12 protein-coding genes are annotated in these 15,426 nt (G+C 65.7%); 5 read left to right on the forward strand and 7 right to left on the reverse strand.

Features of this window, described 5'->3' with window-relative positions:
* Window positions 1-69 precede the first annotated feature (69 nt).
* Together IE195_RS00245 and IE195_RS00250 are read left to right on the forward strand one after the other, a co-directional pair.
* Complete coding sequence (locus IE195_RS00245; RefSeq protein WP_191266447.1) at window positions 70-720, forward strand: TetR/AcrR family transcriptional regulator; 651 nt, start codon at window positions 70-72, stop codon at window positions 718-720.
* Window positions 717-1,202, forward strand: a complete 486-nt coding sequence (locus IE195_RS00250; RefSeq protein ID WP_191266449.1) for an NUDIX hydrolase — start codon at window positions 717-719, stop codon at window positions 1,200-1,202. The genes IE195_RS00245 and IE195_RS00250 overlap by 4 nt, the downstream gene beginning before the upstream one ends.
* An 82-nt stretch (window positions 1,203-1,284) precedes the next feature.
* On the opposite strand, the gene IE195_RS00255 is transcribed toward IE195_RS00250, so the two are convergent.
* The 4 genes from IE195_RS00255 to IE195_RS00270 form a co-directional block, all read right to left on the reverse strand.
* Window positions 1,285-2,187, reverse strand: coding sequence for a hypothetical protein (locus IE195_RS00255; protein ID WP_191266451.1), 903 nt, complete (start codon window positions 2,185-2,187; stop codon window positions 1,285-1,287).
* A 385-nt stretch (window positions 2,188-2,572) separates the two neighbouring features.
* Entirely contained in the window at window positions 2,573-3,247 is a 675-nt protein-coding gene (locus tag IE195_RS00260) for a hypothetical protein (RefSeq protein WP_191266453.1), read from the reverse strand.
* Window positions 3,237-3,488, reverse strand: coding sequence for a hypothetical protein (locus IE195_RS00265; RefSeq protein WP_191266456.1), 252 nt, complete (start codon window positions 3,486-3,488; stop codon window positions 3,237-3,239). Before IE195_RS00265 ends, IE195_RS00260 begins: the two co-directional genes overlap by 11 nt.
* A 317-nt stretch (window positions 3,489-3,805) precedes the next feature.
* Entirely contained in the window at window positions 3,806-7,762 is a 3,957-nt protein-coding gene (locus IE195_RS00270; RefSeq protein WP_191266467.1) for a fibronectin type III domain-containing protein, read from the reverse strand.
* Between the two features lie 133 nt (window positions 7,763-7,895).
* Between IE195_RS00270 and IE195_RS00275 the strand changes: the two genes are divergently transcribed.
* Entirely contained in the window at window positions 7,896-8,414 is a 519-nt protein-coding gene (locus IE195_RS00275; RefSeq protein ID WP_191266471.1) for a winged helix-turn-helix domain-containing protein, read from the forward strand.
* Entirely contained in the window at window positions 8,308-8,949 is a 642-nt protein-coding gene (locus tag IE195_RS00280; RefSeq protein ID WP_191266473.1) for an IS630 family transposase, read from the forward strand. The genes IE195_RS00275 and IE195_RS00280 overlap by 107 nt, the downstream gene beginning before the upstream one ends.
* A 208-nt stretch (window positions 8,950-9,157) precedes the next feature.
* On the opposite strand, the gene IE195_RS26420 is transcribed toward IE195_RS00280, so the two are convergent.
* The 3 genes from IE195_RS26420 to IE195_RS00295 form a co-directional block, all read right to left on the reverse strand.
* Window positions 9,158-9,493, reverse strand: coding sequence for a transposase (locus tag IE195_RS26420; RefSeq protein WP_264081842.1), 336 nt, complete (start codon window positions 9,491-9,493; stop codon window positions 9,158-9,160).
* Window positions 9,494-10,341: 848 nt separating this feature from the next.
* The gene (locus IE195_RS00290; RefSeq protein WP_191266476.1) at window positions 10,342-11,223 is read right to left on the reverse strand and encodes an IS982 family transposase; all 882 of its coding nucleotides are present in this window, start codon (window positions 11,221-11,223) and stop codon (window positions 10,342-10,344) included.
* Between the two features lie 140 nt (window positions 11,224-11,363).
* Window positions 11,364-12,911 carry an NAD(P)H-hydrate dehydratase gene (locus IE195_RS00295; RefSeq protein WP_191266478.1) on the reverse strand — a complete coding sequence of 516 codons (1,548 nt, stop codon included), beginning with the start codon at window positions 12,909-12,911 and terminating at the stop codon, window positions 11,364-11,366.
* A gap of 212 nt (window positions 12,912-13,123) precedes the next feature.
* On the opposite strand from IE195_RS00295, the gene IE195_RS00300 reads away from it, so the two are divergent.
* Complete coding sequence (locus tag IE195_RS00300; RefSeq protein ID WP_191266481.1) at window positions 13,124-14,788, forward strand: N-acetylmuramoyl-L-alanine amidase; 1,665 nt, start codon at window positions 13,124-13,126, stop codon at window positions 14,786-14,788.
* Window positions 14,789-15,426 lie beyond the last annotated feature (638 nt).

Here is a 15,426-nt window from a genome sequence, read left to right on the forward strand (position 1 = left end):
GCTTGGTTAAAGCATACGATTTAATCAGTCGATTAAACCGTATGATGAAGCACGAACCGAGAGAGGGCCATGGCAAGGAGCGGCGGCGGAGTCCGCAGGAGCAGCACACAGACCAAGGAACGCCTCATCACGGCGGCGGGCGAGATCCTGCGCGAGGAGGGGTACACCGGTGCGTCGGCCCGGGCGATCGCCACCCGGGCCGAGGCCAACTCGGCGCTGGTCTTCTACCACTTCGGCGGGGTCGACCAGCTGCTGCTCGCCGCGCTGGACCGGTCCAGTACCGAGCGGATGGCCATGTACCGGGAGCTCGCGGGGCAGGCGCGCAACCTGGAGGAGCTCGTCGAGGTCGCCACCCGCATCTACCGCACCGACCTGGAGCGCGGCTACCTCGCCGAGTTCTCCGAACTGGTCGCTGCCGCGGTCACCGAACCGGAGCTGCGCGAGGAGATCAACCGGCGCTCGCAGCCGTGGATCGACTTCATCGCCGGAGAGTGGGAGCGTGTGCTCGGCGGATCCCCCCTGGGGATGCTGCTGCCCGCCCGCGAGGTCGCCTACGCGGCGATCGCCTTCTACCTGGGGGTCAACCTGTTCTCGGTCCTGGACGAGGACCGGAGCCGGACCGAGGCCGTGTTCGACCTGGCCGGGACCCTCGCCCCGCGTGCCAAGCTGCTGACGCTCCGCCTGCCGGGGCGCGGCGCCAAGACCAAGGAGGACCAGTGAGCATCGACGTCGCCGAGGGAATCGAGTTCCCCGACACCTCCGACGGCAACCGCTGGGTCGCCGGAGCCGTGATCACCGACGGCCGGGGCAACGCGTTCACCCAGCGCCGCTCGGCCACCCGGAAGGTGTTCCCGCACTGCTGGGACATCGTGGGCGGGCACGTCGAGGAGGGCGAGGGCATGCTCGACGCCCTGGCCCGCGAGATCCACGAGGAGACCGGGTGGCGGCTGTCCTCGGTGGAGGCGGAGCTGTACCGGCTGGACTGGGACCCGGGCGACGGGGTGACCCGCCGCGAGGTCGACTACCTGGTCCGGGTCGACGGCGACCTGGCCGACCCGACGCTGGAAGCCGAGAAGCACACCGAGTTCATGTGGGTCGACGACACCAGGGTGCACCTGCTGCGCGACGCCCGCGACCCCGGCGACTACTTCATCACCGACATCGTCCGGAAGGGGCTCGACGCCGCCCGCGCCCTGGCCTGACCTGGCGGCCCGGCGCTCCGACCGAGTCCGCCGGGCCGTCGAGATCGGGTCGGGGTCGGGGTCGGGGTCGGGGTCGGGTCCATCATCGAGCCAGGCGCACCTCGGTGGGGTCGGCCGCGTCCCACTCGATCTCGGCACTGCCCGTCTCGACCAGCGCGTCCATACCCAGGAGTTCGGTTTCGACACGATCCCGGTACACCATCCCGTCGTACTCGAACAGCACGACCAGGTAGCCCTGGCAGGCGGAACCCTGCTGTGGAGTGCAGTCCTGCCCGACGATCTCCGCCTCGCCCCGGACGGCACGCTCCTCCGGGACCGTGACCTCGGGGTAAGCCAGGTGGAGGGCTAGCAGGGTGGACATCACGGCCGCCAGGACGACCAGTGCGGTGATCCGCCCGGTGTAGTCGGGCAACAGCCGGAAGGGAGTCGGCGGAACCGTGACCGGGGCCAGATCGGCCTGACGGTAAAGGGCGGCCATCAGCAGCAGCGGGCCGAAAGCCAGCGGGGGCGCCGCCAGCAGTATGAGCCCCTCCGTAGCGAGGAACCCCGCCAGGACGAGGCCCAGCAGCGCCACGAACTCGCTGTCGGCCGGCAGGAGGCGGATCGGAGCGGGGGCGTGCGGGGCCGGAGCGAGTTCGGCGTGGCGGAGGAGGGCCTTCCCGGCCAGAACCGCACCGAACGACGCCAGGACCGTCGCCGGGACGAACCAGACATACAGCTCCGACGTCGAAACCAGCTCCACCGCTCCCGCAGCCGCGAAGGGCACCGTGTAGAGCCCGACCGACGCGGCCAGGGCGAGGGCTGCCGGGGCCGCGAACAGGCCGACCGGCAACCACGGGGCACGCCCCGGGCCGGGGGTGCCACCGGCCGCGGACGAGCGGTCGGACTCGTGGGCCTTCCGGCGACGCCGGTGCCAGCCCGACCGGAGTCCGCCGCCCCCGAAGTACAGGTAGCCCCCCGTGGCCAGCGCCAGAACAACCGGCACCAGGAACCACGGAAGCCACACATGGCCCTCTAGCACCGCCCGCTGGGGGGGCGTCCACCAGGTACAGCACGACCACCTCGCGGGGGTCGCCGTGCGCGAAGGGGCCGGGGAGCTCCTTCTCGTACCGCTCCCCCGCCCGAGTGCCGAAGGAGACCACAGGCTCCCCGTACTCGACGCCGACCACGGTGCCCGGTACGGCCGCCGACTCCGTCGCGAACGCGGCCCGGGTCAGTTCGTTGTGCACGACGAAGCCGATCCCCATCCCCGCATCCGCCTGAGCTCATCCCCCCTCCGCAAGCTTCTGAATGCTTACTTCCATACAGCACCGCTCTTCGGAAGAGTTCCTAAATACATCTCCCTTTCACGTTCCGGACACAACAATATCTCACATTTGTTCTTGGAGGTCCTCCAGGTCGGTGATGAACATCGTGGCATGCATAGAAGTGCTCCGTGCGAGGCTGTCCACCTCGGCACTCGGCCCCTCTTCAAGCTTTGCCACAGCGAGTAAAATCGACCGCTGGTGAGCCAACATTAGCTCGAGGAGCTCTTCGTCTTGTTTGTCTGAATCAATATCGGCGAAAACTTCCCAGCGCTCTGGTTCAATCTCCTCATGAGTTGGCATAGGGACGTCATCCGGATTTGGCATGTCTTCACCCCATTTCTCTGCTATCGCTTCCAACGTAGTCAAGTCCTGCCGATACAGAGAAGAGACCCCAGAGACCAGAATTTCAATCTGTGGGTCCCCGCCTTCGTAACTATCCATTGTCTTCAAGATCTGACTGCGAAGCAGGTACATTTCACTGATGAAACCCAAGTCGACTTCGGAGTACGGGGACGGCGACTCCATGGCATATTCGGCCGACGTCTCATTCGAATCAGCGTCGCCGCCCGGTTCCGACCTGGGGGAGAGCGTAAAATAGACGGTGCCGCCCGTAATCAGAATAATAGCACCGAGGGAGGCAAGGGTAAGTATCAGAGGGTGAGATGTTCGCATTTTTGTATCTCTGCTGGGCAATCTGAAAACCTTCTTGATATCGGTCGAATGATGTTCAGAGGACATTTTCGCCAACAAAAGTGAGTGCGGCAATGAAAACCCCTGAGACCATTGTTGCCGGCAGCAGGGCGAGAAGCACAGTAAAAACTCCCGCCACGATGCCTGTCGCGAAACCGAGCAGTGGTGACGGATGATCGGCTGCCACGCGGTGGCAGGACCAAGCTCCGGCGATCCCGGCCAGGGTCGCTCCCGGAACAATAGCGACCGGCATGAAGAGCCATCCGTAGTAGGCCAGGGGAGCGGCCACTCCGGCTGACATGATCATCGCCAGGGCGAGAACGCGTTCCGGGTGGGGGGTCAAGAGCGCTCTCAGGATGGCGAACCCAGCACAGCCGACACCGAAACCGAGTGCCGCCGGGAAGAGGGACCATGCCTTGTCGTACGGTCCGGGGCCCGCTAGAAGAGCGAAACACAGGCTTACATTCACCGTGCCCGCAGCTAACCCCAGGAGGACGAGCAAATCCCGGCGGAGGTCTCGGAACCGTCGGCGAACCAGAGCAGCTACGACCAGCAGGGCCGGGGGCGCGACTGACGCCCCCAGCCCTACCAGAAAGGGCAATCCGATCAACAAGTTCTCCGGTTGCTTGGCATATCGTAGAGACGGCCGATGTGGTCCTGTCCGCATCGGGTGAGGATCATCGTGCTCGCGTTACCATTCGTCGAGTACATCGGGTACTGGTACGACTCGTATGTGGGGAAGCCATCCGCCACCAAACTAGCTGAGAAACTGCTTCCTCCTTGGTGGCGGAAGGCAGTACTCGCATCGATATGCGCCGATGCGTATATAAACCCGGCCGTTACAGAATTCGGTGCTTTCCAAGCCACCCCAAAAAGGGAGGGAGACGCCTGTGTTGTCCAGACATAGTTACGGGTGAGTGGTACCCCGTCCCTCATGTTCGATGCGGTGAGACTGATCGGGAGTGCTGGAATGCAAGCTCCGAAGGTGCAACTGGACTGCCCTAGGGCCGACAGGCGACCTCGGTCCGCGTCCCATGCCACATGGATCCTCGCGCTGGCACTGGGTCGGGCGTCGTAACCCCGCTTGTCACTGATCGGGCCATAGATTCCCTCGTCGGCGATGAAGGCCCGACTGACCAGGATTCCTCCGTCCCGACCCATCCGGGGGGCACTCGTGTTGTCCCGCTTATAGCCGGGAAGGACCGTTCCTCCGAAGTACTGATTATGCGCCTCGTAATGGTAGACGTTGTGCATCAACGGGGTCATGGAGACAGGGGTGCTGCGTGCTCCGGCCGCACCGTACTTCGTGGAAGCCACAGCGAACCAGTGGAAGCCCTTGGTGAAGAGGTAGGTCGCACGGTGTGACGTCTGGGTCGTGGGCAGCGGCATCGGACTCATGGTCGGTTGGGTGAAGGGGTCCTGAGAGACCCCGTGGTACACGACGTACCCGTCGACCCCGGAAACCGAATTCCATGACAGTTGTGCTGCGTACGGCCCGGACCGCGACACGGTGAAGCCCCCCGGCATGGCGGGGGCGGGCACGAGGCGGCTGACGGTGGCGGTACGTGCGCCTTCCTGGAGACCGTTCAGCGCGAGCACCTGGAACTCGTAGGTGTGCCCGGGGGTCAGGTACTCGGCGGTCCATGAACCCTGGGTGACAGGGTAGGGCATGCGGGTGAAGGACTCATTGTTGCTGCGGTTGCGCATAAAAATGACATAACCGTCAGCCGTGGACGAACGATTCCAACGAAGCGTTGCCTGTCCTGGTGTGGCCGAAACTGTCAGACCGCTGACCTGTGGTCTTGGCCCCTGCGGCGTAACGGTGACCGTATTGGAGAAACCGCCCTCCTCATACCCGTCGACCGACTGGACGCGGAACTGGTAGGTGACCCCGTTGACCAGACTCCGGTCGATCCAACTCGTCTGTGCCAGTGGGAAAGGGAGCTGTTGCCATTCCTGACCGAGGGTGGTGGAACGCACCCAGACGTAGTAACCGGTTGCTCGTGAGGTTCCACTCCAGGACAGTGCCGCATTGCCGTTTCCACCGGTAACGTTCAATGTCTCTGGTCCACTCGCTCCAGGACCCGAAGGATTGGCTCGAACATGCGAACTCGTTCCGCCTGCGATGAGGCCATTGTATGCGCGCAACCGGTAGTCGTACTGACCACCGTTGACGAGCCCTTCGACCACCCAACTGTCCTCGCATATGGGGAAAGGAAGCTCCGTGAATGAGGTTTCCCCTTGGCTCACATCTCGTGCTTGCAGATAGACGCAAGTGGCGTGTTCCGGCATATCCCAAGTCAGAATTGCCTCGCGGTCACCGGAGCGAACACTGAGATTGGTTGGTGCGCCCGGTGCGGGGCCGGTCGGGGTGGCTCCTGCCGTGCTGCTTTGTGCACCTTCGATCAGTCCGCTGACCGAGCGGACCCGGAACTCGTAATCAGCTCCGTTGAGGAGGGCTTCGGCGGTCCAGGAGGTTTCGCTGATTGAGTAGGGGAGGCGGGTGAAGTCGCTTTCTCCTGCGTGGAGGTTGCGGGTGTAGATGTAGTAGCCGGTGGCGCTGTCGACCGGATTCCAGGTGAGTGTGACCTCTCCGTCGCCTGCCTGTGCGGAGAAGTTGGCGGGGGCGTCAGGAGGATCAACCGTCGGAGTGACTCGAACGGTACTGCTTTCCTCGCCTTCGAGGAATCCATTAACCGCCTGGAGTTTGTATTCATATTCGGCACCGTTGACCAGAAGGTCGTCAGTCCACTCTCCGCCGGACACAGGGAAAGGAAGGCGCGTGAAGTTCTCGTCTCCCAGGGTCACATTCCGCACGAACACGTAGTAACCAGTTGCGTTTTCGGACTCCGACCACCGAAGTGTAGCACTTCCGGCTCTGCTCTCAGCGGTAACGTTGGTCGGCCCCAGGGGGAGCGGTCCCACTGGAGTAACCCCGACAGGGTCGGTGATTCCTCCTGCTATAAAACCGTGCGAAGATTCCACTTTGAATTCATACTGGGCTCCGTTGAAGAGTAGTTCGGCAGTCCACTCTTCACCTGTTACCGGATAAGGGAGTCTCGTGAAATCCTCTTCGCCGAAAGATACATTGCGCACGTGGATGTAATAGCCTGTTGCTTCATCTGATTCCTCCCAAGAGAGCAACGCGCTTCCATCAGCAGGCTCCACGGTCAAGTTTTCGACCGCGGCGGGCGGGTCGGGGAGATCGCCTTCGATCTCGTAGGTGACGGTATTGGAGAACTCGCCGGGGATGTTGCCACGCGCGGCTTGGATCTTGTAACTGTACTGGCCACCGGGTAGGAGGCCCTCGGAGATCCATGGATTGAAGTCCATCGACAGGGCGTAGGGTAGACGCTCCCAATCGTCGGAATCAGGTTCCATGACCCAGACCCAGTACGCACTGGCTCCGTCGACATGCCCCCATGAGAGTTCAACTCGACCCGGTGACAGCTCCTCCAGGGACAGTTCCGGTTCTCCTACGGGGCCATTCTCTTCCACGTCGGGCAGCGGCCTGGCATATGGAGCCCCGACCGAATAACTGGAGGCGAGGACATCAGCAAAGTTTGCCGCAATCTTGAGTTCACCACTGGCGCCAGGGTGAACACCATCATAATTATCCTCCTCCCCGACGTAGTCCTCTGCTTCCGCAATGTCGATCACGGTGATCGGCGACTGGCTTGTGGACATTTCCACGGCGATTGAGTTCAGCGCTTCGTTGAAATCTTCAACCAGTTCGAAGAATTCTTCGTCCTCTCCTGCCCGTGCGGTCGGCAGGAGTTCGGAGGCAATGATATGAAGATCGGGGTTTCCTGAACGGGCGTTGGTGATGTACTGCCTAAAATGGGCCGACATCTCCTCTGTCGATGTCTCAAACCAGACGATGTCATTTAACCCAATCAGCAGCAGGAGGGCGTCGGGTTGGTATTCCTCGACTTCTTCGTCGATCGTCTCTTTTGCCTCGGCGACAGTATTGCCCCAGAGGGCGTTATGATCCTGGTCAAAATCTGGATCGCGGTAGGAGAAGACATGCTCTTCGGGATCCGCAATGGACTGGTCGTAGAGACCGTTGTAAGGTCCGACGAAATCGATGCTTTCACCATGTGCATCGAGATGTTTCCAGAGGCGGTAGCGCCACGTCCAGTCACCACCTGCCCCCTGGGAAATCGAGTCTCCAGCCACCATGAGCTTGTCGATGTTGATGTCGTAGGCGGCCGAGGAATCTGCCGAATGGTTTTCAGGACTTCCGGGCCGGCTGCTTGGCAGTCCAGTGTCATCAACAGCTTCAGGCTCGTCAGCCCCGTGGCCGCTGTCCTCCGAGGTATCGACCTCTGGAGTCGTGGCGTCTGGATCCGCAGCTCTATCTGAATAAATCTGCGAAGTCGGAGTCAGTTCGGGGGACTGGGGTGCAGGCGAAGGACTGCTTTGCCCTTCATCCGCGAATGACGGGGGCGCACTCATTAATGCTGCCATTACCGAAGCGGCAACAAAAGAAGCAGTGGGGGGTTTGAATTTCACTTGATTTAATTCTATATGGGGGATATTTTTGCCCAGGGGGCGTCTCAATTATAGTTTGGACACTGAGCCTTTTTCAACCCGGAGATGAAGGTCACGGTTCAGCACCGGTACGACATTCTTACTTCGTTACTGATTTATGATGTTTGGGTTGACGTCCGGGGGAGCTGGGAAGATCCAGGCCATGGAGCTTCCCCTCTCCTCTCCCCGCACCCCTGCCGAGTACGAGAAACGACGCCTGGTCGCCGCGGAGCTGTTCGACCAGGGCGAGCTGTCCCAAGCCGCGATCGCCCGCCTGCTCGGCGTGAGCAGACAAGCCGTCCACAAATGGCACACCGCCTTCAAGGGCGAGGGTCCCGCCGCGCTGGCCGCACGCCCCCGCGGCGCCGGACCCCTCCTGGACCACGAGCAGGAACGCGCCCTGGCAGCCCTGCTGGACTCCAGCCCCACCGAGTATGGCTGGCTCGACCAGTCCTGGACTTTGGACCGGATCAACCACCCCATCAGCGAACGCTTCGGCCTCTCCCAAGCCGATCCCTCCGGGGTGTGGCGCTTGCTGAAACGGATGGGATTCTCCCACCAGGTGCCCACTACCCGTGCCGCCGAACGCGACGAGGAAGAGGTCGACCGGTGGCGCACCCAGGTGTGGCCCCGGACCAAAAGAGCACGCTCAGACCCGCGGTGCGTGGATCGTCTTCGCTGATGAGTGCGGCACGAGCACGTCCCCGTCCACCCGCCGCACCTGGGGCCGACGGGGGCGCACCCCGCTGGTGGCCGCGCGTCGTGGCCGACGGGGACGGGCCAACACCGTCGGGCGGCTGTGCGTGCACCCCGCCACCGGAGAGGTGAAGCTGTTCCACACCGTGCAGTGCTCTGCGATCACCGTCGCGGTGCTGCCCGCCCTGTTGGATCGGCTGCACCGGGCTCTGCGGGGACCGGTGGTGCTGATCTGGAACAACCACTCCTCCCATTCCGGCAAGAAGATGACCGCCCACCTCGCCGAACGGGACTGGATACAGGTGGTGTCCCTGCCCCGCTACGCGCCCGAGCTGAACCCGGTGGAGACGCTGTGGTCGCACCTGAAACGGGTGCTCAGAAGCCGTCTGTTCCGGAGCCTGGAGGAGCTGGAGCAGGTGATCAACGCTCATCTGCGTCTGGTGCGCAAACGCACCGACCTGCTGCGGGGGTTCATCGATTCGGTCGGTTTGGAATCCTCACCCTTCCCGTCAACCAAATAATCAAAGATCAGTACCAGCCTCGATTCTTCAGTGGTGAGGGTTGCTTGAGGAGCGTTTCGGGTTCGTCCCGGTTTGTCTCACAGATGTGAGCGCGGGGCCTTCGCGTGTCGCTGTGGGCCGCGCCGGTCGCTGTGGGCCGCGCCGGGCTCCACTGTCCCGGAGAAAGCTGCTCTCCTCCTTCCTGCTGCTCGTCGGGGTATCGACCGCATCATCTGAGCAAGGGCAGGGCTGCCAACCGCTGCCAGACCGTCGTGAACACCTCAGCCCAGGGCCAGGAACGGTCGATGGCCAGGTGCCGAGTCAGCCTCGCGGTCAGGTGGTAGAAGCGGTAGCACATGGTGACCGGCTCGGCCACCTCCAGCGCCTCCTGGTCGTGCAGGGTGAGCAGCCGCAGCCACGCGTCCAGGTCATGGGCGGTGTTAGCCGCCACCATCCAGCCGCGGTTGACTTCCCATCGTTGCGAGGGAAGGTTAGCCAGACCCATGGCCTTGTCGCACCGCACCCGGTCCTCGACCACCGCGTGGTGGCGGTGCAGCGCGTCCAACCACTGTGCGTGATGAGACCCGCCGATGCCACACACGGTTGATGCCGGTGGCGGTGCAGGGTTTTGGCGTGCCGCCCCGAGGGGCGCACCCGTCGCACGATCAGCCGCAGCCCTTGTGGCCAACCAGTACGGGTGTTGAGGCCGCCCAGCTCGGCGACCTGGTACTCGGGGTCCGCGCTCGCGTCCTGGTTCAGAGCAGCCGGCCAGGCGCTCTGGGGCAGGGCCGCGATCGTTTCCTCGTCGGCGGTGGTGATGGCCCATCCGACGGTGTAGCACACGGTACGCCGGGCGGTGTTCAGCCCTTCCAAGTAGTGGAGGAGGTCGTGGGTGACGCCGGCCCCGTCGATGCGAACCAGGGTCTCTGCTCGTGAGGCTCCAGGGATCTGGGCGAGCGCGGCATCCAGGACACGGATGTGGTCATCGACGGTGCTGGATCCGGCGTTGCCGGGCCGCAGTCGCATGGCCAGGCACCCGGAGGTGTTGGCGCACCATGCCGCGAGGGGTGGAAGCCGAAGGTGCGCTTGAAGGTGGGTGCGGCGCCTTCCTTGTTGGAGGAGGCGGTGATGATGGTGGCGTCGGCGTCCAGCACGATCCATCCGGTGAGCGTCTTCCCGCGACCGTGAGGCTGGAGAACCCTCCAAGGCGCAGGGCAAGCAGATTCCACACGTGGCGGCGGGCCCTGGCTCTGGCCTTGTTGAGCGTCTCCAGGAGGGTGTCGTCGATGGCGGCCAGGGTGCGGTGCAGGGCGGAGTCGGAGGCGGGGGCGCCCAGGAGCGGGATGTGGTGTGTTCCCGGGCGTTCGGCGCCGGAGAGATTCTGCGCTCCTAGACGAGTCTTTCCGAACACGTTCAGTGGTCGTAGGCGGTCAGCGAGCGGCTGACCGCCTGCCCCGTCTGGAAGTTGTGCCAGATCGCGGCAGAGAGCGCCAGCACCCGCTGGGCCACCCGCACACCCACGCCCTCGACCGTGCGACCACCATGTTGTTCCAGGTCAAGCTGGCCCTTGAGCGTGTCATTCACCGACTCGATGAGCTGGCGGACCTTCTTCAGCATCGGCTCTCCCGGCCGCACAACCTCCCTCTTACGCGAGGGCCGCAACAGGGTGATGCCCTGTTCGGACAGTGAGCGCTCGAAGGGCTTGGAGGCGAAACCCTTGTCGGTGATCAGCAACAACCCCTGCCGGTCGACCACCAGATCGGCGTCCACTTCCAACATCGCTGCCAGCACCTGGCGCTCACCGATCTTGGCATCGGCCACAGACCACAGGATCGGCATGCCCGAGGGGCTACGACCGCAGCCCCCAGAAAAACGTGAGTGTGACGCGCAGTAGCCGTAGCTGGCCCAGCCCGCGGGTTCGGAGCGCTTGACCGTGGGGCGCGACATCCCGCACGGCACCGGGGTGGAATCGGCGATCCACACCGTGTCGTACCAGAAGTCGGTGTCGGTTCCCAGGAGGCGGATGAGGCGTTTGATCTGCGGTAGGGCGGCTCTGAGTCGTTTGTTGTAGCCGGGTCCTTGAGGGATGAAGGGGAACATGTGGCGGTAGTGCGCGTTGGCGTAGCGCAGCCAGCGCGCTTCGGAGTGGAAGTCGAGCATGGCTTGCATGAGGGCCACGCACAGCAACTCGGAGTGACTGAGTTTGGGTGGCCGTCCGGGAAGTCTGGCGTTGGCGCGGTCGTCGTCGATTTCTACGTAGAGTGCGGTTACGAGGGTGTCCAGGTTCGTCGTCACAAACGATCATGGACACCCTCTCTGCGTGCGCTCAAGTCTTTCGGAAAGACTCGTCTAGGCGGCCCAGGTCACGTCCCGGGCACCCGCGGGTGTCTCCTGGGCTGCTCCGGCCCTTCCTGCGAAGAGAAACCCGGGGCGTGTCAGGCACCCGGGAAGGAGACCTCGGTCGCGGCATGCCGCACCTCGACCGCCGCGAGAGGCAGTGCCTCCACCAGGTCCGAGGCGCTGATCGGCGCACCGTCCCTCGCCAGCTCCGCCGCACGCCCGTGCAGGTAGGCGGCGCACATCGCGGCCTCCCAGGCCGGCAGCCCGGAGGCCAGCAGAGCCCCCGCAGCGCCCGAGAGCACGTCCCCCGAACCCGCCGTCGCCAGCAGCGGTGTACCCGTCGGGTTGACCGCTGCCGGGGCGCCGGGGTGCGCGATCACCGTCGTGGACCCCTTCAGCAGCACGGTCGCCCCGTAGAGCGACGCCGCCCTGGTGGCGTGTTCGAGCCTGCGTGCCTCGATCTCGGCCCGGTCGGCGTCCGGCAGCAGCCGGGACAGCTCCCCGGCGTGCGGGGTGAGCAGGGTGTGCGCCGTGCGCCGACGCACCAGCTCGGCGAGGGAGGCGCTACCCGCCAGCAGGGTGAGCGCGTCCGCGTCGAGCAGTACCGGGCACTCGCTCTCCAGCACCGCCCGCAGCTCCCCGGCGTTGGCGGGGCCGGTGCCCCGGCCGGAACCGACCACCGCCGCCGAGACCCGGCCCGGCCCCAGGTCGGTACTGTTCAGCGGGTCCAGGTTCAGCCCCACCGTCTCGGGCCAGCGCGCGATCACCTGCGCGAGGACGTCCTCACCGCCCCCGTAGCGGACCATGCCCACCCCCGTGCGCAGGGCACCTCCCACGCACAGGACCGCGGCGCCCCGGTACTGGTCGGACCCGGCGCGCACGGCCAGCACGCCCCGACGGTACTTGTCGTCCTCAGCCGCGGGGGACGGGAGGAGGCGGGCGACGTCCACAGCCTGTGGACAGACCAGGTCGGCACCGGGCAGCTCCGGAGCCAGACCGATGTCGACGAGGTGCACCCGGCCCGCCCGCTCCGCACCCGGATCGACGAACAGGCCGGGCTTGTAGGTACCGAAGGTGACCGTGGCGTCCGCGCGCACCGCGTGCCCGGCCACCTCCCCGGTGTCGGCGTCCACCCCGCTCGGCAGGTCGACCGCCAGCACCGGGGCAGGAGAGTTCGAGGCGAGGGAGGCGAGTGCGGCGAAGGGTTCGCGCAGCCCGCCGCGGCCACCGATGCCGAGGAGGCCGTCGACGACGAGGTCCGTGTCGAACAACGCCGTCTCCACCTCCTCCGGGAGCGGAACGCCGAGGGACTCGGGGAACGCGGCGTCCCCGCCCCCGACCACCCGGCCACCCGCCGCACGCAGGGCCGCCAGACCGCCCGGGTGGGTGCGGCTCCCGGCGAGCACAGCGCGCACGAACGCACCGCGGGCGGCCAGGTCCGCCCCCGCGAAGAGCGCGTCGCCACCGTTGTCACCGCCGCCGACCAGCAGTGTGACCCTCGACCCGTAGACGCGGGGCAGCATGCGGGAGCAGTGGACGGCCAGGCCCGTGGCGGCGCGACGCATGAGCGCGCCTTCGGGCAGTCGGCTCATGAGGGCCTGTTCGGCCGTACGGACGACACTGACGACATGGGCGGAGCGCACCGGTCACCTCCGAGGGGCGGGGTCGGGCCTCCCATCGTGGCGCATCCGGTTCGGAACACACCCGCACCGCCACGCACACCCGGGCGCTTTCCGGCGTACCCGCGCCCCGGAGAGGACCGCAGCATCCACAGAACATTAATCACTTTCGACTCATATAGCCCGTTGTCACGGGTTCACCACATAGAGAAGTCTTCGCTGGGGACAATAGGTGTATGCCTCGACCGAGCAAATACGTATCCAGGTCCGATCTGGGCTGGGGCACCTCCCCCGCCTCCCGAGCCAACCCCCGCTCCGGTCTCGTCATCCACTACGACAGCGTGAACCAGGGGCTCTCCGGCAAGGACCACTCCGCCTGCCTCACCTACTGGCGCAACACCCGCAACTTCCACACCGGCCCCTCCCGGGGCTGGACGGACATCGGGTACTGCGTGGACGAGGAGACGGAGATCCTCACCGAGAACGGCTGGCGCTCGTTCCGGCAGGTCCGCGCGGGCGACACCGCGCTCACCCTCGACCACACGACCGGGACCTCCCAGTGGCAGCCGGTCCAGGCCGTCAACGTCTTCCCGGCCACCGAACGCACCCTCGTCCGCATGCAGGGCCGCTCACACTCCTCCCTGACCACCCCGCACCACCGCTGGCCCGTGGAACGCGCCCCCCGCACCAGGCACGACGCCGAACACCCTCAGCCCGGGGAGCACTGGGCGACCACGGAAACACTCACCGCCCGGGACCTGATCAGGGCCGCCGCCCCCTGCGACCACCTGGCAGACGAACCCAAGTGGTCCCACACCCTGGTCGAAGAAGTAGCCAGAGCATGGGCCAGCAGGGCGAAGCCGAGCCCCCGCCTGCGAGAGCACCTCACGGAAGGGGTCCCCCGCCACGCGTTCCTCCGCGCCCTGACCCGGGAACAGCTGGACCTGCTGCTCAGGACCGCCGCACCGGAGGGGAGCGTCCCGGACCGGGCCTCGGCCGAGGCCCTCCAGTTCGCCGCCGTGCTGGCCGGACGGGCCGCGCACCTGCACCACGACGAACACGGCTGGGCCGTGGCACCCGACCACCGCTCCCTCCTCCCGATCAACCGCGACCAGGACGGCCTGACCCTCCGCGAGGAACCCTACGGCGGGCACATCTGGTGCCCCACCACACCGAACGGCACCTGGCTGGCCCGGCGGCGGGGGACGGTGTACTTCACCGGGAACTCCTTCATGGCCTGCCCGCACGGGTACGTCATCGAGGGGCGCGGGCTGTACCGCACCCAGGCGGCGCAGCCGGGAGGGAACTCATCGCACTACTCCTGCACCCTGGCGACCGGTCCGACCGACGCCATCACCCCCGAACAGATCAACGCGGTCCGGATGCTGCGGCAGTGGCTGATGGAGCCCGACACCTCCATCGCCGGGGCCGTGCTGGGGCACCGCGACTTCATCTCCACCTCCTGCCCCGGTGACAGGGCCTACCAGCTCGTTCAGGACGGAACATTCACGCAGCCCCCCGGGGCCGTCACGGAAGGACTCGACTTGCTCGGACTCAAGGAAGGCGACGGCATCCCCACCCCCTCCGAGGGGGTCAAGGCCGTCCAGAGGCTGATCGTGGCCGCCGGTTTCGGTGAGCACCTGGAGCCCTACGGGGTCGACGGCCAGTGGGGGAAGGGCACCAGCGCGGGTCTGCTCGCGGCCCGGCACTACGTGGGGTCGGGCGTCACCTCGATCAAGTCCATGACCGGCGAGTCCTACGCCCAGCTCATCCGGGCGTGCGCCCGGCGGGAGGCGGAGCGGGCCGTGAAGGGACTGGACAGCCCCGACAGCGGGGGTGACGGTTCGCTGCCCGGCACGGAGACCGTCGATGTGTCCGGCCAGCTGACCATCGAGCGGTAGGACCGGCACCCTCAGCGTGCACCTTCCAACCGACAGCACCCCGGGGGGCGCCCCTGCACCCCCAGGGGATTGCCGCGTTTGTCAGGCTCCCGCACCCAGGGGGTTCAGGCCCTCACCATGCGCTGTCGTAGGGCGTGCGGTGCAAACCCCCTCAGACCCAGGGGGTCACAGAACGTGCAGGTGCTCTCTCGCCTGTAGTGGTGGGGATTGGCCGGAGAGCGGTGGGCGGCGCCCGACCACAGGGGGTTTTCGCCAGTGGTGGGGACACGTATCCCTGGAACACGTCAGCAGTCCAGGGGGTTGGCGGGCTACTGGCCTCACCCTTTTCCGGAACCAGACGTAGAACCCGACCGCACGTCCCGCGAGGTGCGTAGCGGCCTCCGAGTACGCCTTACCCCAGCCCCCACAGGGCCCGGCCGGACGAACACCGGGCCCAAGCCACCCCAGGGGGTGTCCTGAACCCCCACCGCAACCCGCCCGAACCCGCACCCGGGCAGCCCCCTCCGCCGCAGCGAGTCTTGAACACTGCCCCAAGCCCCAACCCACCCGAACCCCCACCCACTCCCGTAACCCACACCCCCGTACAGGCTGAGTACGAGGCAGTACATCCGGGGTACTACAGTCTGTCGTAGTTTGGT

Source organism: Nocardiopsis terrae, from assembly GCF_014651695.1.
Classification (GTDB): domain Bacteria; phylum Actinomycetota; class Actinomycetes; order Streptosporangiales; family Streptosporangiaceae; genus Nocardiopsis; species Nocardiopsis terrae.